Origin of the sequence: Nocardia sp. NPDC058519 (assembly GCF_042719755.1) — a bacterium.
Lineage (GTDB): Bacteria > Actinomycetota > Actinomycetes > Mycobacteriales > Mycobacteriaceae > Nocardia.
In genome coordinates this window covers 260,890-276,960 of record NZ_JBHXNK010000002.1, presented here as the reverse complement: position 1 = coordinate 276,960, position 16,071 = coordinate 260,890, and the positions used below count along the sequence as shown (strand labels likewise).

The 16,071-nt window shown below is 68.8% G+C and carries 18 protein-coding genes; 13 read left to right on the top strand and 5 right to left on the bottom strand.

Annotated elements, in window-relative coordinates; translation table 11 throughout:
• The first annotated feature begins 102 nt into the window (after positions 1-102).
• The 7 genes from ACFWPK_RS03695 to ACFWPK_RS03665 all read left to right on the top strand — a co-directional run bounded on the left by ACFWPK_RS03695 (position 103) and on the right by ACFWPK_RS03665 (position 6,555).
• Positions 103-699, top strand: a complete 597-nt coding sequence (locus tag ACFWPK_RS03695; RefSeq protein ID WP_378912990.1) for a TetR/AcrR family transcriptional regulator — start codon at positions 103-105, stop codon at positions 697-699.
• A gap of 106 nt (positions 700-805) precedes the next feature.
• On the top strand, positions 806-1,483 hold the full coding sequence (locus tag ACFWPK_RS03690; protein WP_378912989.1) for a PadR family transcriptional regulator: 678 nt from the start codon (positions 806-808) through the stop codon (positions 1,481-1,483).
• Between the two features lie 62 nt (positions 1,484-1,545).
• Positions 1,546-2,565, top strand: a complete 1,020-nt coding sequence (locus ACFWPK_RS03685; RefSeq protein ID WP_378912988.1) for an esterase/lipase family protein — start codon at positions 1,546-1,548, stop codon at positions 2,563-2,565.
• Between the two features lie 76 nt (positions 2,566-2,641).
• On the top strand, positions 2,642-3,181 hold the full coding sequence (def, locus tag ACFWPK_RS03680) for a peptide deformylase (RefSeq protein ID WP_378912987.1): 540 nt from the start codon (positions 2,642-2,644) through the stop codon (positions 3,179-3,181).
• Positions 3,181-4,104 carry a methionyl-tRNA formyltransferase gene (gene fmt / locus ACFWPK_RS03675; RefSeq protein WP_378912986.1) on the top strand — a complete coding sequence of 308 codons (924 nt, stop codon included), beginning with the start codon at positions 3,181-3,183 and terminating at the stop codon, positions 4,102-4,104. The genes def and fmt overlap by 1 nt, the downstream gene beginning before the upstream one ends.
• Positions 4,105-4,790: 686 nt before the next feature.
• Positions 4,791-6,116 carry an RsmB/NOP family class I SAM-dependent RNA methyltransferase gene (locus tag ACFWPK_RS03670; protein WP_378913155.1) on the top strand — a complete coding sequence of 442 codons (1,326 nt, stop codon included), beginning with the start codon at positions 4,791-4,793 and terminating at the stop codon, positions 6,114-6,116.
• A gap of 94 nt (positions 6,117-6,210) precedes the next feature.
• Complete coding sequence (locus ACFWPK_RS03665; RefSeq protein WP_378912985.1) at positions 6,211-6,555, top strand: MmcQ/YjbR family DNA-binding protein; 345 nt, start codon at positions 6,211-6,213, stop codon at positions 6,553-6,555.
• Positions 6,556-6,580: 25 nt separating this feature from the next.
• On the opposite strand, the gene ACFWPK_RS03660 is transcribed toward ACFWPK_RS03665, so the two are convergent.
• A complete protein-coding gene (locus tag ACFWPK_RS03660) occupies positions 6,581-7,489 on the bottom strand; it encodes an RNA polymerase sigma factor SigF (RefSeq protein ID WP_378912984.1) in 909 nt (302 codons plus the stop codon).
• Complete coding sequence (locus ACFWPK_RS03655; protein WP_378912983.1) at positions 7,489-7,911, bottom strand: ATP-binding protein; 423 nt, start codon at positions 7,909-7,911, stop codon at positions 7,489-7,491. The genes ACFWPK_RS03660 and ACFWPK_RS03655 overlap by 1 nt, the downstream gene beginning before the upstream one ends.
• A 99-nt stretch (positions 7,912-8,010) precedes the next feature.
• Between ACFWPK_RS03655 and rpe the strand changes: the two genes are divergently transcribed.
• Positions 8,011-8,667 carry a ribulose-phosphate 3-epimerase gene (gene rpe, locus ACFWPK_RS03650; protein ID WP_378913154.1) on the top strand — a complete coding sequence of 219 codons (657 nt, stop codon included), beginning with the start codon at positions 8,011-8,013 and terminating at the stop codon, positions 8,665-8,667.
• Here the strand turns inward: rpe and ACFWPK_RS03645 are convergent, their stop codons facing one another.
• A complete protein-coding gene (locus ACFWPK_RS03645) occupies positions 8,668-9,138 on the bottom strand; it encodes a hypothetical protein (RefSeq protein WP_378912982.1) in 471 nt (156 codons plus the stop codon).
• Between the two features lie 549 nt (positions 9,139-9,687).
• Here ACFWPK_RS03645 and ACFWPK_RS03640 point away from each other — a divergent pair.
• The 4 genes from ACFWPK_RS03640 to ACFWPK_RS03625 all read left to right on the top strand — a co-directional run bounded on the left by ACFWPK_RS03640 (position 9,688) and on the right by ACFWPK_RS03625 (position 12,663).
• The gene (locus ACFWPK_RS03640) at positions 9,688-10,311 is read left to right on the top strand and encodes a riboflavin synthase (RefSeq protein WP_378912980.1); all 624 of its coding nucleotides are present in this window, start codon (positions 9,688-9,690) and stop codon (positions 10,309-10,311) included.
• A 117-nt stretch (positions 10,312-10,428) separates the two neighbouring features.
• The gene (locus ACFWPK_RS03635) at positions 10,429-11,673 is read left to right on the top strand and encodes a bifunctional 3,4-dihydroxy-2-butanone-4-phosphate synthase/GTP cyclohydrolase II (RefSeq protein WP_378627050.1); all 1,245 of its coding nucleotides are present in this window, start codon (positions 10,429-10,431) and stop codon (positions 11,671-11,673) included.
• A gap of 25 nt (positions 11,674-11,698) precedes the next feature.
• Positions 11,699-12,175 (top strand): 6,7-dimethyl-8-ribityllumazine synthase, encoded by a 477-nt coding sequence (gene ribH, locus ACFWPK_RS03630; protein WP_378912979.1) that lies wholly within the window; start codon positions 11,699-11,701, stop codon positions 12,173-12,175.
• Positions 12,176-12,177: 2 nt separating this feature from the next.
• On the top strand, positions 12,178-12,663 hold the full coding sequence (locus ACFWPK_RS03625) for a PH domain-containing protein (protein ID WP_378913153.1): 486 nt from the start codon (positions 12,178-12,180) through the stop codon (positions 12,661-12,663).
• Positions 12,664-12,681: 18 nt separating this feature from the next.
• On the opposite strand, the gene ggt is transcribed toward ACFWPK_RS03625, so the two are convergent.
• On the bottom strand, positions 12,682-14,634 hold the full coding sequence (gene ggt / locus ACFWPK_RS03620; protein ID WP_378912978.1) for a gamma-glutamyltransferase: 1,953 nt from the start codon (positions 14,632-14,634) through the stop codon (positions 12,682-12,684).
• Positions 14,635-14,803: 169 nt separating this feature from the next.
• Here ggt and ACFWPK_RS03615 point away from each other — a divergent pair, with 169 nt between their 5' ends.
• Positions 14,804-15,496 (top strand): HAD family hydrolase, encoded by a 693-nt coding sequence (locus tag ACFWPK_RS03615; RefSeq protein WP_378912977.1) that lies wholly within the window; start codon positions 14,804-14,806, stop codon positions 15,494-15,496.
• A gap of 29 nt (positions 15,497-15,525) precedes the next feature.
• Here ACFWPK_RS03615 and ACFWPK_RS03610 read toward each other — a convergent pair whose 3' ends face one another.
• Positions 15,526-15,939, bottom strand: a complete 414-nt coding sequence (locus ACFWPK_RS03610) for a hypothetical protein (RefSeq protein WP_378912976.1) — start codon at positions 15,937-15,939, stop codon at positions 15,526-15,528.
• Positions 15,940-16,071 lie beyond the last annotated feature (132 nt).

Below are 16,071 nucleotides of genomic sequence, written 5' to 3'. Positions count from 1 at the left end.
CTACAACTGTCTGATTACCTACATGTGTAGGATAGGCGCGGTGGCCCGGCGGACGTCAACGTGTCGCGCGACACAGGGATCGGTGGATGTGAAGGTGGAGAAGTGATCAGAACGCAGCCGGTAGGGCGCAAGCAGACCTCCGACGATCCGCGGGTACTGCGCAGCCGGGGTCTGCTCCAGGACGCGATCCTCGAGCTGGGGCTGGAAGGCCCGGTCGACGGCATCGCGATCTCCGACATCACCGGTCGCGCCGGCGTGAGTCGCAGCACCTTCTACGACCACTACACCGACAAGGAAACCCTGCTCGCCGACGCGATCGAACGCCATGCGCTCGACGCGGGGATCTCACTGCGCGAAGGCGGGTTCGGTGACGGTCTGCCCGACCGCCCGCCGCATTTTCTGCTCGGCTACATCCAGCACATCGCCGACCACGCCCAGCTCTATCGCAATGTGCTCGGCGAGCACGGATCCGCCGCGGTGCACGCACGGCTGGCCCGCCGCATCGCGACCATCCTGGCCGACGGCATCCGGCTGCTGGGCGAACACGAGCCGGTCGTCTCGGGTGTGCCGATCGAGGTCGACGCGGCGGCGCTGGCGGGCGCGATGCTCGCGGTGCTCACCTGCTGGCTCGAACAGTTGCCAGAGACGCCACCCGCGGTCGTAGCGGAATGGATCTGGGAAATCCTCACCAGGGAATGAGGCGCGCCGGCGAGCGCGGTGAATCCAGCTCTCTCCTTGCATCCGATGCATTGCCGATATATCGTCGATAGTGTCAAGTACAACGAGAGAGCCACAGGAGGCTGTCATGCAGAACCAAGAACAACGAGAATTCGGACACTTCCGGCGCGGTCGTGGACCGGGCCCCATGGAATTCGGTCCCGACCGGCGGCAGTTCCGTCAGGGCGGGCGGCACGGGCACGGCCCCGAGTTCGGACCGGGCTTCGGCCCAGGTTTCGGACCGGGTTTCGGTCCCGGATTCGGCCGTGGACGCGGCCGCGGCGGTCGAGGCAGGCGCGGTGACGTGCGGGCCGCGGTGCTGCTGCTGCTCGTCGAGCGCCCCATGCACGGCTACGAACTGATCCAGCAGATCCGCGATCGCAGCGACGATGTCTGGCGCCCGAGCCCGGGGTCCATCTACCCGGCATTGGCCCAGCTCGAGGACGAGGGCCTGGTGCTCATCGAGAAGGTGGCCGGTCGCAAGACCGCGCAGCTCACCGACGAGGGCAAGGCCTATGTCGAGACTCATCGCGAGGATCTCGGCGACCCGTGGGCCGAGGTCAAGCAGGATGTCGGCGCCCAGGCGCTCGACCTGCGCGGCCTGGTCGGACAGGTGATGGGCGCGGTCGGCCAGGTGGCCCAGGTCGGCACGGCACAGCAGGCGGCGAAGGCGGCCGAGGTGCTCGCCGAGACCCGCCGGGCGCTGTATCGAATCCTCGCCGAGGACGACGTCACCGTCGAGGGCGACGCAACCCCCGAGAAGTGAGGGCGTCGTGAACCCCCTGCCCGGCGTGCGGTTGTCGGACCGATGGAGTAAATGTTTGGGACATGGAACAACCGGGAATGTTGTGGGGTTGGGGAACATCACGATTGCGGGGCGCGGTGTCGGTCACGGCACTCGCCTGCGCGGCGGTGATCGGTGTGACTTTCGCGCCGATCACCGCCGCTGAACCGGCGGGCTATCGGCCCGCTGTCATTCCGATGGAGGCGGGTCCGGCACAGGCTGATCATCTGGACGCCGCCCATTACATTAATGCCCATCCGAACTCGGTTCCGGTGGGCCTCAACAACTTCGGGTGTATCCCGAGCGTCGAGCATCCGCGGCCGATCGTGTTGGTGCACGGCACCGACTCGAGCGCGTACTCCGACTGGGCGGGAATCGGACCGCAACTGGTGTCGGCCGGCTACTGCGTCTTCGCGCCGAACTACGGCGGGGCGCCGGGTGCCGACACCTACGGCACCGAGGACATGCGGATCAGTTTCGCTCAGCTCGCCCAGTTCGTCGACGATGTTCTCGCCGCGACCAAGGCGACCAAGGTCGATCTGGTCGGGTTCTCGCAGGGGGCGAACGTCAGCCGGTTCTACGTCAACAAGCTCGGGGGAGCGCCGAAGGTCGGGACCTGGGTCGGCCTTGCCTCACCCAGCTACGGCGGGGTCATGTACGGGCTGGTTCCGGTAGGACAGGCCATTCCCGGAATGATGGACGTCTTCGCGAAGGTCACCTCGACGGCCGCGGTCCAGCAGGCCCAGGGCGAACCACTCATGGTCGAGCTCAACGCGGGTGGCGACACCGTGCCCGGTGTCCGTTACGTCACCGTCGGCAGCCGGGTGGACGAGATGATCCAGCCCTTCTCCAATATCGCGCTGCGCGGTGCGGGCGCGGAGAACCTCGTCCTGCAGGACCTGTGCGCCGACGACATGACCGGCCACTTCCACTTGGTCTACGACCCCTTCGTGCAGCAGTTGCTCCAGCGCATCCTCGACCCCGTCCGGGCACCCGCCCCGGTCTGCAAGCCGGTCCCGCTCGGCACCGGCATCCCCGAGGTGATCATCGCGGGCAACTCCTGACGGCCGGGCTGGGCGGAAGCACCTCCCGGGGTCACTAGACTGGGACGACCGCAATTCGTCCTCCCCGGGAGCCGCCGTGACCATTCAGCCCGTTCGCCTGTTCGGCGACCCGATCCTGCGTTCGCGTGCCGACGCGGTCACCGAGTTCGGTCCCGACCTCGCCACGTTGGTCGCCGACCTCACCGAGACCATGCACGACGACGGTGGGGTCGGGATGGCCGCACCGCAGATCGGGGTGGGGCTGCGGGTGTTCGTCTATGACACCGGCGATGCCGCGGGTCACGTGGTGAATCCGGAATGGTCGGCGATCGGGGCCGACGAACAGGTCGGTCCCGAGGGCTGCCTGTCGATTCCCGGCGTGCGCTACGACGTGCGCCGGGCATCGCGCGTCCGGGTCACCGGGGTCGACGTCACCGGTGCGCCGGTGGAATTCGAGGCCGACGGCCTGCTCGCGCGCTGCGTACAGCACGAACACGATCATCTCGACGGCGTGCTGTTCATCAGCAGGCTCGAATCGGCCGACCGCAAAGCCGCGATGCGCACCATCCGCGAATCCGACTGGTTCCGCGGCGGAGTCACCGTGCGCGAATCCAGTGGCGTCGGCGGTGGTCGCTGATGCGCCTCGTTTTCGCGGGCACGCCCGAACCCGCGGTGCCGTCGCTGCGCCGGTTGATCGAGAGCGAGGGCCACGAGGTCGTCGCGGTGCTCACCCGGCCCGACGCGGTCGCGGGCCGTGGCCGCAAGGTCATGCGCTCGCCCGTGGGACAGCTCGCCGATGAACACGGCATCCCGGTGTTCACCCCGCGCAAGCCCTCCGACCCCGAATTCGTCGCCGCGCTCACCGAACTCGCGCCGGACTGCTGCCCGGTCGTCGCCTACGGCGCGTTGCTGCCGCAGCAGGTGCTCGATATCCCCGCGCACGGCTGGATCAATCTGCACTTCTCGCTGCTGCCCGCCTGGCGTGGGGCGGCTCCCGTGCAGGCGGCCATCGACGCGGGTGACGACATGACCGGCGCGTCGACCTTCCTGATCGAAGCGGGCCTCGACACCGGTCCGGTGTTCGGGGTGATGACCGAGAAGATCGGGCTCACCGACACCGCGGGTGAGCTGCTGGCCCGGCTGGCCGAGGCGGGCGCCGTCTTGCTCGAGAAGACCCTGGACGGAGTGGAAGACGGGTCGCTGCAAGCGATCGCGCAACCCCACGACGGCGTGTCCTACGCACCGAAGGTGACCGTGGAGGCGGGGCGGATCGGTTTCGCCGAACCCGCGCTGGCCATCCACCGTCACATCCGGGCCGTCACTCCGGCGCCCGGCGCGTGGACCGAGGTGAACGGGCTGCGCCTCAAACTCGGCCCGGTGGAAATGGTGGAGGAAACCTTGCCCGAACGCGAGATCGAGGTGCGCAAGTCCGGCGTCTTCGTCGGAACATCGACCACAGCGGTCCGCCTGGGGCAGGTCCAGCCACCCGGCAAGAAGATGATGAACGCCCTCGACTGGGCCCGCGGCGCCCGCCTCACCCCCGGCACGGTGATCGGATGAGTGCCTCGGACCGTCGACGTCGCCGCGAAGCCGATGCCGCGAAAGGCATCACGTCCGGCGAGGACCGCAAGCCCACCGGAAAGGCGGGCGCGCCGCGCGGCAGCAGCCCCCGTGACGACCGCAAGATCACCGGTAAGAACGTCGACGGCGGCTGGGCCGCTCGCGCCGCGAAGGGCACCACCACCCCGCGCGCGGACGGTGACCGCTGGACGGGCGGCCGCGACGACCGCGGCGGCTCCGATCGACCCCGCCGCGACGACCGTGACGGCGGCAACCGATCCGGCGCACCCCGCCGTGCGGACGACCGCCCCGGTTTCGCTCGCGGCCCGCAGGGTCGTGACGCGGGCGAACAACGCGGTGACGCTCCGCGATCCCGTGCGCCCCGCCGTGCCGATGACCGTCCCGGCTTCGGCGGTGCGAAAGCACCCGCGCAGCGGCGTGACGCGGCTGATCAGCGCGATGAGCGTGGGTCGACCGGTCGCTCCGGCGCGGCACGTCCCGGCGAGGGACGTCCCGACCGTGGCGCCTCCCGTCCCGATCGTGGTGCGCGCGAAGGAGATGCGCGTGGCCGTGGCGCGGGCAGCCGAGCCGCCGGCGCGGGACCGGCGGGCAAGGCCGCCGCTGCGCGTCGCCCCGAGCGGCCCGATCCCACCGTCCCGAGTCCGCGCAAGCGGCGCGGCGAGCCCGTGGATCCGGCGCGCGAGGTCGCCCTCGATGTGTTGCGCGCGGTGCGTGAGCGTGATGCCTACGCCAACCTCGCGCTGCCGAAGCTGTTGCGCGAGCGCAAGATCAGTGGGCGCGACGCCGCGTTCGCGACCGAGCTCACCTATGGCGCGAGCCGTTCGCAGGGGCAGCTCGACGCGGTGATCTCGGCGTGCGCGGGCCGCCCGGTCGACGAGATCGACGGACCCATCCTCGATATCCTGCGCCTCGGCGTCTACCAGCTGCTGCGGACCCGCACCAGCGCGCACGCCGCCGTCGACACCTCCGTCGACCTGGCCAGCGCCGAATTCGGCCAGGGCCGTGCCGGTTTCGTCAATGCCGTGCTGCGCAGGGCGGGGGAGAAGACCGCCGAGGAGTGGATCACCGAGCTGGCACCGGCCGACCCGGTCGGCAAGCTCGCCTTCGAACACGCGCACCCGAAGTGGATCGCCCAATCCTTCTCCGACGCGCTCGGCGCCCAGGCAGGCGAGCTGGACGCACTGCTGGCAGCCGACGACGAGCGCCCGGTCGTGCACCTGGTCGCGCGGCCCGGCGAGATCACCTCCGAAGAGCTGGCGCTGGTCACCGGCGGTGAGGAAGGCCGCTGGTCGCCCTACGCGGTGTACCTCGACGGTGGCGACCCCGGGCAGCTCGAACCGGTCCGCGACGGCATCGCCGCCGTTCAGGACGAGGGCAGCCAGCTGGTCGCGCTCGCCCTCACCCGCGCGCCGCTGCAAGGCGAGGACAAGGGCCGCTGGCTCGACCTCTGTGCGGGTCCCGGCGGTAAGGCCGCCCTGCTCGGCGCGCTGGCGGCGATCGACCTGTTCACCGTCGACGCCGTCGAACCGGCCGAGCACCGCGCCGAACTGGTCCGCAAGTCCACCCGGAACCTGCCCGTCACCGTGCACGTCGCCGACGGTCGCGACAGCGGTCTGACCCCCGGCTACGACCGCGTTCTGGTCGACGCGCCGTGCACCGGCCTCGGTGCCCTGCGCCGGCGCCCAGAGGCGCGCTGGCGTCGCACCCCGGCCGACGTGGCCGAACTGGTCACCTTGCAGCGTGAACTCCTCACCGCCGCATGGGATCTGGTGCGTCCGGGCGGTGTCGTCGTGTATTCGACCTGCTCACCACACCTCGCGGAAACAGTGTCGGTGGTCGCCGATTTCGTCCGTCGCACCGGCGCCGAAGAACTCGACAGCCGCGAGTTCCTGCCCGGTGTCACCGATCTCGGCGACGGCCCGTCCGCGCAGCTGTGGCCGCACCGCCACGGCACCGACGCCATGTTCCTGGCGACTTTGCGCAAGAAGTAGACGCGACGATACGACGGCGCCGTTCCCAGTACAGGGGACGGCGCCGTTCCATTTGTCCAAGCGGGAAGCGATCGCCGAGGAGGAGAATCGGCGTATGACGATGACATGGGAGCAGGTGGTCGCGATGGCGACGGCGCTGCCGGAGGTAGCGGAGGGCACCTGGTGGCGCAGTCCGGGCCTGAATGTCGGCGGAAAGGGTTTCGCGCGATTACGTGACGAAGCCGAAGGCGGCCTTGTCCTGCTCTGTGAGCCCGCGGAAAAGGAGGCGCTGCTGGCCTCCGGCGACCCGGCCTTCTACACCACCCCGCACTACGACGGGCACCCGTACATCCTCATCGACCTCGACGCGGTCGACCCGCAACAGCTCGCCGAGCTGCTCGACAGCGCCTGGTGGCTGCGCGCACCCGCGAAGCTGCGGCGGGCGAGGCAGGGCGCGTAGGACACCGTTGTCCGGTCCGCGCGAGTCAGTCCCGTTCGGACAATTCGCGCAGGCGCGCAAGGGTTTTCGCGAGAATTCGCGACACGTGCATCTGCGAGATCCCCAGCTGCGAAGCGATCTGGGTCTGCGTCATCGACTCGAAGAACCGCATGGTCAGAATGCGGCGCTCACGTTCGGGCAGGCCGGCCAGCAGTGGCCGCACCGCGATGTACTCCTCGACCCGGTCGAACTGCGATTCCTCCTCGCCGAGGGTGTCGAGCAGCGACGCGTCGCTGTCGCGCCCGATCGAGGCGGCGTCGATCGACGTCGGCTGATAGGCGTTGCCCGCGATGACCGCCTGGGTCACCTCGTCGGGGTCGACATCGAGTTCGGCGGCGATCTCCTTGGCGGTGGGGGAGCGCCCCAATCGCTGCGACAGCTGATCCACCGCCGCACCGATGCGCAGGTGAGTCTCCTTGACGCGCCGCGGAACCCGCATCGCCCAGGTGTTGTCACGGAAATACCGCCGGACCTCACCCATGATCGTCGGCACCGCGAAGGACAGGAAATTCGAGCCGCGGCTCAGATCGAACCGATCCACCGCGTGCACCAGACCGACCCGCGCCACCTGCGACAGATCGTCGAACGGCTCACCGCGCCCGCTGAACTTGCGCGCGATGTGGTCGGCCAGCGGAATGCAGCGGTTGATCAGCGCGTCACGCGCCACCGCGTGCGCGACGCTGCCCGGCTCGGTCGCCGCGAGGCGCTCGAACAGGGCGCTGACATCGTCGTATCCGGACACCGGTTCGGGGGTTTCGGTCTCCTCGTCGAGAGTTTCCTGCTCGAGGGTTTCCTTCTCCGGTTCAGCGGCCTTGTCCGAATCCGCGGGAGGGGAGTCGGGTTTTCCTGGTTCGCCGAGATTGTTGTGGTCGGGCTCGTTGTCTTCGCCGTGCACTACGCCTTCCCCCGGACCCGACGGAATCGGACCGTCGTCGGAAAACCGGACACACCGCTGTCGAAATCCTGCTGCTCGGCAGTCACCTCGTCGCACAGCGTGCGCAGCACATGCCACCCGAAGCTGCGCTGGTCCGGCATGCCCTGCGCCGCCGCGACACCGTCGACGCGCACCTGCAATTCGGTGTCACCGACAAGGAATTGGCAGGTGAGCAGCGTATCCGGGGCGGCGATCGCGATGAGCGTCGAGCACACTTCGTCCACGGCGAGGCGCACATCGGCTACCTCGTCGAGGGTGAAATCGCTGAGTAGTACCAGTGTTTCGGCCAGTCCGCGCACGATTGGCAGCTGCGTCAGCTGTGCTGCCACACGAATCTCCACCGGGGCGCCGAAGGGCCCATGTTCCGCCGAAAAATTGGTCACCCTGAGAAGGCTACCCATATCCCGGCAGGGCAATCACCATTGCCGTCGCTACACTGGCGCGCTGTGTCCACACCGACGTTCTCTCGTCCGTCCCAGCCGATGATCGCCCCGTCAATCCTGTCCGCGGACTTCGCGAACCTCGCCGCCGAGGCCGCGGCTGTCGAAGGATGCGACTGGCTCCACGTCGACGTCATGGACGGCCACTTCGTGCCGAACCTCACACTGGGTCTGCCGATCGTGCAGAGCCTGCTCAAGGCCACCGACATCCCGTTCGATTGCCATCTGATGATCGACGATCCGGGCCGCTGGGCCCCGAGCTACGCCGAGGCGGGCGCCTACAACGTCACCATCCACGCCGAGGCGGCCGACGATCCGATCGCGGTGGCGCGCGATATCCGCGCCGCGGGTGCCAGAGCCGGGCTGTCGGTGAAGCCGAACACTCCGATCGAGCCGTACCTGGAAATCCTGCGTGAGTTCGACACCCTGCTGGTGATGAGCGTGGAACCCGGTTTCGGCGGGCAGTCGTTCATTCCCAGCGTGCTGGAGAAGGCGCGGATCGTGCGCAACCTGGTCGACTCGGGTGAGTTGCGCCTGGTCGTCGAAATCGACGGCGGCATCAACGCGGACACCATCGAGCAGGCCGCCGCGGCCGGAATCGATTGTTTCGTGGCCGGGTCGGCCGTCTACAACACCGCCGATCCCGGTGCCGCCGTGCAGACGCTGCGCAACCTCGCCGCGTCGGTCTGGCTGCCCTAGTTACAGGGCGCGGAGTTTGCGGGTGCCGAGCGCCCGTGCCGCGTCGACGACTGCCTGCACCGGCGGCCGATGGTCGCCGGATTCGGGTTCCTGCACCCAGGTGCGGTAGCCGGTGCGCTCGTCGTCGGGGGAGGGCAGCACGATCTGGCTGCCCGCGCAGGCGACGGTCGCGTAGAGGCGGAACAGTTCGGCCGAGGCGGTCGCGGTGAGGGAGTCGGGCCTGCACGGGCCGGTGAGGAACGTCCAGCGCCGGGCGCGGGGGTGATCGACGACCGGGCCCGCGATAGCGGCCTCGCGCAATCGGGCCTGCACTCGCTCGCCCAGGTCGCCGGGCATGGTCACCGCGCCGTAGTGCGCGCCGATCTGGAGCAGAATGCGGCGGGAATCGAAATCGATCTTGGCCGGCAGATGCAACTCTCGCCGATAACGCACGCAGCGCATTTCCAGCGTCGAATCGATCAATGTGCTCACGCGGCACCCCCACATATAGCGAACCTGTTGTAACCCACAGTGTTGTCTTCCTGGAGTGGTGGACTATCCCTGGGGCGAACTCCCGGTAGCCGCAGTGCTCCGGGCGATGATGTCGGGAGAACCCGCAGTTCCAGGCCCCGACATCTGGTTGAACAGCAGGAATCGTTGACGTAACAATATTGCGTCAATGGCGCGGCGGGCGCAAGCATTCCACTCACCGTGTTTCCAGTTCGTAATGGCGGGTAATACCAGGTTAAGGCTGCCGGATGAATGCAGGGGGCCGGTTCGTCGAAAATTGGATTGAACGACAACCGCCGGACTGATTAACGGCGGCGTTCCGTCATGTCGATACACCTTTGCCGCCCGATCGCCGGCCCGCCGATCGCTTTCGGTAACCGAGTGCTGCGCGTGGTCGGGTTCGGCCCCCGCCCCGGGCTCACCGGCCGCGCTACTAGGCTGTGCGACGAGCTGGGCGGCCGCGCGGGAATAGCGGCCACCCACCTGCTGTTGGGCCCAACGGGTACGGATGACGCGACAAGGGAGTCAGGCATGTTCACAGGGATCGTCGAGGAGCTTGGCGAGATCGTGGCCACCGAAGCGCTGACCGACGCCGCCCGGTTGACGATCCGCGGCAAGCTGGTGACTTCCGATGCCGGACACGGCGATTCGATCGCCGTCAACGGCGTCTGCCTCACCGTCGTCGACGTGGTCGACGGCGACAGCTTCACCGTCGACGTCATGGACGAGACGTTGAAGCGTTCGAGCATCGGCGGGCTGGTCGCCGGTTCGCCGGTCAACCTCGAGCGCGCGGCCGCGCTGAACAGCCGCCTCGGCGGGCACCTCGTGCAGGGCCACGTCGACGGCACCGGCACGGTCCTGCGCCGCAGCCCGTCGGAGAACTGGGAGGTCGTGCGGATCTCGCTGCCGGATTCCATCGCGCGCTATGTAGTGGAGAAGGGCTCGATCACCGTCGACGGCGTCTCGCTCACCGTCTCCGGCCTCGGCATCGAAGCGGAACCGAACGCCGACGGATCGCGTGACTGGTTCGAGGTCTCCCTGATCCCGACCACCCTGTCTCTGACGGTTCTCGGCACCGCCCCTGTCGGTGCCACCGTGAACCTCGAGGTGGACGTCATCGCGAAGTACGTGGAACGTCTCGCCCAACGAGGCTGAAACCGATCGGCGTCGGGCCTGACCGAGCACCCAGGGACCACGCCGTAATGTAGGACTAGTTGCCATCCCCACGGCAAACCCGCGGCCCCGGCCGCCAAAATTACGGAGCAAGCAGACGTGACCAGGTTGGACAGCATCGAGCGCGCGGTCGCCGATATCGCGGCCGGCAAGGCTGTTGTCGTCATCGACGACGAGGACCGGGAGAACGAAGGCGATCTCATCTTCGCGGCCGAGAAGGCCACCCCGGAGCTGGTCGCGTTCATGATCCGCTACACCTCCGGCTACATCTGCGTGCCGCTCACCGCCGACGACTGCGACCGCCTCGGCCTGCCGCCCGCGTACGCGATGAACCAGGACAAGCACGGCACCGCCTACACCGTCTCGGTGGACGCGCGCGAGGGCATCACCACCGGCATCTCCGGCGCCGACCGGGCCGTCACCATGCGCCTGCTGGCCAGTGCCCAGGCCAAGGCCGACGAATTCACCCGCCCCGGCCACGTGGTGCCGCTGCGCGCCAAGGACGGCGGCGTGCTGCGCAGGCCCGGCCACACCGAGGCCGCGGTCGATCTGGCCCGGATGGCCGGACTACGCCCCGCGGGCGTGATCTGCGAGATCGTCAGCCAGAAGGACGACGGGCACATGGCTCGCACCGACGAGCTGCGCGTGTTCGCCGACGAGCACAACCTGGCGATGATCTCGATCGCCGACATGATCGCCTGGCGGCGCAAGCACGAGAAGCATGTCGTGCGGGTGGCCGAGGCCAGGATCCCGACCGCGCACGGCGACTTCAAGGCCGTGGGCTACCAGAGCATCTTCGACGACGCCGAGCATGTCGCGCTGGTGCGCGGCGACATCGGCGACGGCGAGGATGTGCTGGTGCGCGTGCACTCGGAGTGCCTCACCGGCGATGTCTTCGGCTCGCTGCGCTGCGATTGCGGCCCGCAGCTGGACGCGGCGCTCGAGATGGTCGATCAGGAGGGTCGCGGCGTAGTCCTCTACATGCGCGGGCACGAGGGCCGTGGCATCGGCCTGATGCACAAGCTGCAGGCCTACCAGTTGCAGGACACCGGCCGCGACACCGTCGATGCCAACCTCGATCTCGGCCTGCCTGCCGACGCCCGCGATTACGGCACCGGCGCGCAGATCCTGGTCGATCTGGGTATCCGCTCGATGCGCCTGCTCACCAACAACCCGGCCAAGCGGGTCGGTCTCGACGGCTACGGCCTCGCGATCACCGAGCGTGTCCCGATGCCGTTGCGCGCCAATGCCGAGAACTTGCACTACCTGCGCACCAAGCGGGATCGGATGGGCCACGACCTGGTCGGCCTCGACGATCTCGACCTGGGCGAAACCGCGCAGTGATCACTCCTTCCGAAAGGCGGCAACGATGAGCGGCACAGGTGTTCCGGCCTTTGCCCTGGCGCAGGCCAAAGACGTCAAACTCGGCATCGTCGCCTCGCGCTGGCACACCGAGATCTGCGACACCCTCGTGGCCAATGCCGAACGGGTGGCCAAGGAAGCCGGCGTCGAGCACGTGACCGTGGTGCGCTGCGCCGGGGCGATGGAGCTGCCGGTCGTCGCGCAGGAACTGGCGCGCACCCACGACGCCGTGGTGGCTCTCGGTGTCGTGATCCGTGGTGGCACACCGCATTTCGAATATGTCTGTGACGCGGTGACGGCCGGGCTGACCCGGGTGTCGCTCGATGCGGCGACCCCCGTCACCAACGGTGTGCTCACCACGAACGACGAGGAGCAGGCGCGCGATCGGGCCGGGCTGCCCGGTTCGGCGGAGGACAAGGGCGAGCAGGCGTGTGCCGCCGCCCTCGATGCCGCGCTCACCTTGCGCGCGCTGCGATCGGTGTGACCGTGCCGGTGGTGCGGACGTGGCGTCGCAGTGCTCCCGGGCCCGATACGGGCTGGGAGTTCGAGGTGCGTCCGCGCCGGGCGATCCGCACCGCCATTGTGGTCGCGATCGTCATCGTCGTCGCCTTCACCGCCGGTGGGTTGCTGCTGCGAACCGGGTCGACCGGGGTGAACTTCCGGGTCGCCGATCAGGTCGCGATGATCCTGATCGGGGTGGTCGGTGCGGGCGCGGTACTGATGCTCACCCGGCCGCGAGTGCGCGCGGGTAGCCGAGGCGTCGCGGTGCGCAACATCCTCGGGGACCAGGTGTATCCGTGGGCCTACATCCGCGGTGTGTCCTTCCCCGACCGTAAGTCGTGGGCCCGCCTCGAACTGGCCGACGACGACTACGTCCCGATGCTGGCGATCCGGTCCAACGACAAGGCGCACGCCGCGGATGCCATCGAGCGGGTGCGCGAACTGGGCGCCCGCTACGCCCCGCAGGACTGAGCGCGGGCGCCCGCCGCCTCAGCGGGTATCGCCGAGGACCGCTCCCTCGCGTCGCGGATCCGCGCCGCCGATCCAGCCGTCCTTGCCGTTGTGCTGCAGGGCGCTGAGTCCGCTGGACTGCGGCGCGACCGACACCTGGTGACCCATCGCCCGCAGCTTCTCGACCAGCGGATCATGGTCACCGTTGTCGGCGGCATCGATGTCGGGGTGCTCGCCGCCTACGCCGGTGACCGGCGTATTGCCCGCTCCGAACGACACCCCGGACACCGCCTGTTGCGGGTCGAGGCCCCAATCCAGCACGTTGACCAGCGTTTTCACGACGAACTGGATGATCACCGAACCGCCGGGTGAACCCGTGACGAGCTTCAGTTCGCCACGATCGCCCTTGTCGTCGCGTTCGAACACCAGGGTCGGGGCCATCGAACTGCGTGGGCGCTTGTTCGGCTGGAGGCGGTTGGCCACCGGGGTGCCGTCGGGATCGAGTGGGTCGGCGGCGAAGTCGGTGAGCTGATTGTTGAGTACGAACCCGTCGACGAGATGGAACGACCCGAACGCCGATTCGACCGTGGTGGTCATCGCGGCGGCATTGCCGTACTTGTCGACGACGGAGATGTGGCTGGTGCCGTGCTCGGGCGGCTGTGGGCCGGTGCCGAGGGGGACCGGTCCGAGATTGCCGGGCTTGGCGGTACCCATGCTCTTCTGGGGGTCGATCAGCGTCGACCGCTCCTTCAGATACTGCGGGTGGACAAGTGAGAGGGCCGAATTTCCCGGCAGCGGAACGAAATCCGGGTCGGCGACATACTTGTTGCGGTCGGCGTAGGCCAGCCGCTCGGCCTCGGAGATCAGGTGCACGGCCTGCGCGTCGGGGCGCCCGCCGTTGGCGTCGAGCTCCTGGGGGCGCAGCGCGGGGATGTCGAAGTTGGCGAGGATGCCCAGCGTCGCGGCGACGGTGCTGCCACCCGAGGACGGTGCGGGCATGCCGCACAGTTCGTACTTGCGATACCCGGTGCACAGGGCCGTGCGCTTCTTGGCTTCGTAATCGGCCAGGTCGGTGGTGGTCAGCGCACTGGGGGTGCGCCCACCCGCCGTGCTGCCCGCCGCCTCGACGATGTCCTCGGCGATCGCGCCGCTGTAGAAGGCTTTCGCTCCGTCGGTCGCGATCGTCGACAGCGTTTTCGCCAGCGCCGGATTGGTGAGGACGGTGCCCGCCTTCTTGGGCGAACCATCGGGTTCGAGGAAGTAGCCGCGCGCGGCTTCGTCGGCGGCCAGGTCCTTCGCGGATTCGGCGATCTGCCCGGCCAGGCGCGGACTGATCTCGAAACCGCTGTCGGACAGGCTGATCGCGGGATCGAACAGTTCCTTCCAGGCGCTCATCCCGTGCTCGGAATGCGCGAGTTCGAGCATCCGGAGCACTCCGGGAACACCGATCGAGCGGCCACTGGCCCGGGTGTTCGGCGCGGGTTCGGTGCGGTCGGTATCGCTGACCCAGCGCAGATAGTTCTCGGTCGCCGCGGCAGGCGCGGTCTCGCGGCCGTCGTAGGTGTCGACCGTGCGCGACTTCGCGTCGTAGTGCACCAGGAACGCGCCACCGCCGATTCCGGACGCCTGCGGTTCGACCAGCCCGAGCATCGCCTGCGCGGTGACCAGCGCGTCGGTCGCGGTGCCACCCGCCCGCAGCACCCGGCACGCGGCCTCCGTGGCGATCGGATTGGCGGTCGACACCGCGTAGGTGCTGGTGCGCACAGCCGTCATGTCCGAGCGATACCCCGAGGCGATCTCAGGATTGGTGCTGAGATTCTGCGAGGTCGGCGTATCCCCGCCGGTCGCGGGCGCCGCGGATACCGGAGTTCCGTTGGGTGTGCTCGTACACTCCGCTGCCGTCTTCTCGTCTGTCGAACAACCGGCCAGTACCCCCACCGCGAGCACTGCGGCCGTCGTGGCCCCGATCCACGTCCGTCGCCTTGGCGTCATGTAGGCAGCGTAGCTCGCCGGTCCGACGGGATTCGATCTTTTTCGGCCCGGGCCGCATGCCGCCGACCTACTCGACGATGTCGACACCCGGATGACGTGTACGCGAATCTTGGGTTCTCCGCCCGATTTCCGCCTGGTGCGCGATCGCCGGCTGGCTACCCTGGCTGATATGGATATCGACGCGGTGCTGTTCGACTACTCGGGCACGGTCTTCCGTTTGGAGGACGACCGGACCTGGGCCGACGAACTCGTCGGCGACGACGGAACACCGTTCGACATCGCGGCGAAAGCCGAAGTGCTGCGGCGGATGACGACCCCGGTCGAACAGTTCATGACCTTCGACGCGGCAGGCCAGCACGCCTGGGACAACCGCGATCTCGACCCCGCCCTGCACCGTCACGCCTACCTGGAGGTGCTGCGCGGCTCCGGCGTCCCCGACGCCCAGGCGACGCGCCTGTACGAACGCCTCATCGACCCGCTCACCTGGACTCCGTACCCCGACACCGGAACTGTTCTGAAATCTCTTGCCGCCCAGGGTATTCCGGTCGGCATCGTCAGCAATATCGCCTTCGATATCCGCCCGGCCTTCGCCGAGCGCGGCTGGACGGAGCTGATCGGTTCGATGACCCTGTCCTACGAAGTGGGCGCCATCAAACCGAGCCCGCAGATCTTCCGTGACGCCACCGATCGCCTCGGCGTCGACCCCGGACGCGTTCTCATGATCGGCGACAGCACCGAAGCCGACGGCGGCGCCACCGCCCTCGGTGCCCGCTTCGCCCTCGTCGACGCCGTCCCCACCGTCGAGCGCCCCCGCGCCCTCATCGACGCACTCGCCGAACACGGCGTCCGCACGGCCGACTGATCCACGCCGACCGGAGCCGACGCGGACGGTCAGCGCTCGCGGGTGAACCAGGCGAGCGCCGAGGGTCGAAGAAGCAGACCGGCGACGGCTCCGTTGGAAACGATGCCGACCACCCCGGGCGGCAATCCGGTGAGGATGCCGGTCGAGGACACCAGCAGCGCCAGCACCGCGACCCCGATCGCCGCCTTGCGCACCAGGTCACCGCCCTGCCGGAACAGCAGCACCAGCGGGACCAGCGCGAAGGACGGCAGATACCCGGCGAGCAGCGCGCCGAGCGAGCCACCCAGCGCCACCGTGATCGCGATCAGCACCACACCGACGGCGGCCGCGACCGCTGCGATCAGCCGCGCCCCGCGCACAGTGCCGGGCATGACCCCGTACGGGGTCGCCTCGTCGTCGTACCGGTCATCGCCGGCGTACGGCAGGGCAGCAGCGTTGGTCATCGGACGTCCTTCCAGACACAGAATCCGCGCACTCACGCTACACAGCCGGTTCCGGCGCGCCTGCCGCAGTCCTCGACCCCGGGGACTTCGACGGCGACTCGGTCGGCGGTGCGGACCTGTCGGAGCCCCTCG

Bases quoted from the DNA above. Each gene is read 5' to 3' on its own strand.
- ACFWPK_RS03690 (WP_378912989.1), top strand. From the start codon at position 806: ATGCAGAACCAAGAACAACGAGAATTCGGACACTTCCGGCGCGGTCGT.
- ACFWPK_RS03685 (WP_378912988.1), top strand. From the start codon at position 1,546: ATGGAACAACCGGGAATGTTGTGGGGTTGGGGAACATCACGATTGCGG.
- fmt (WP_378912986.1), top strand. From the start codon at position 3,181: ATGCGCCTCGTTTTCGCGGGCACGCCCGAACCCGCGGTGCCGTCGCTG.
- ACFWPK_RS03665 (WP_378912985.1), top strand. From the start codon at position 6,211: ATGACGATGACATGGGAGCAGGTGGTCGCGATGGCGACGGCGCTGCCG.
- rpe (WP_378913154.1), top strand. From the start codon at position 8,011: ATGATCGCCCCGTCAATCCTGTCCGCGGACTTCGCGAACCTCGCCGCC.
- ACFWPK_RS03640 (WP_378912980.1), top strand. From the start codon at position 9,688: ATGTTCACAGGGATCGTCGAGGAGCTTGGCGAGATCGTGGCCACCGAA.
- ribH (WP_378912979.1), top strand. From the start codon at position 11,699: ATGAGCGGCACAGGTGTTCCGGCCTTTGCCCTGGCGCAGGCCAAAGAC.
- ggt (WP_378912978.1), bottom strand. From the start codon at position 14,634: ATGACGCCAAGGCGACGGACGTGGATCGGGGCCACGACGGCCGCAGTG.
- ACFWPK_RS03615 (WP_378912977.1), top strand. From the start codon at position 14,804: ATGGATATCGACGCGGTGCTGTTCGACTACTCGGGCACGGTCTTCCGT.
- ACFWPK_RS03610 (WP_378912976.1), bottom strand. From the start codon at position 15,939: ATGACCAACGCTGCTGCCCTGCCGTACGCCGGCGATGACCGGTACGAC.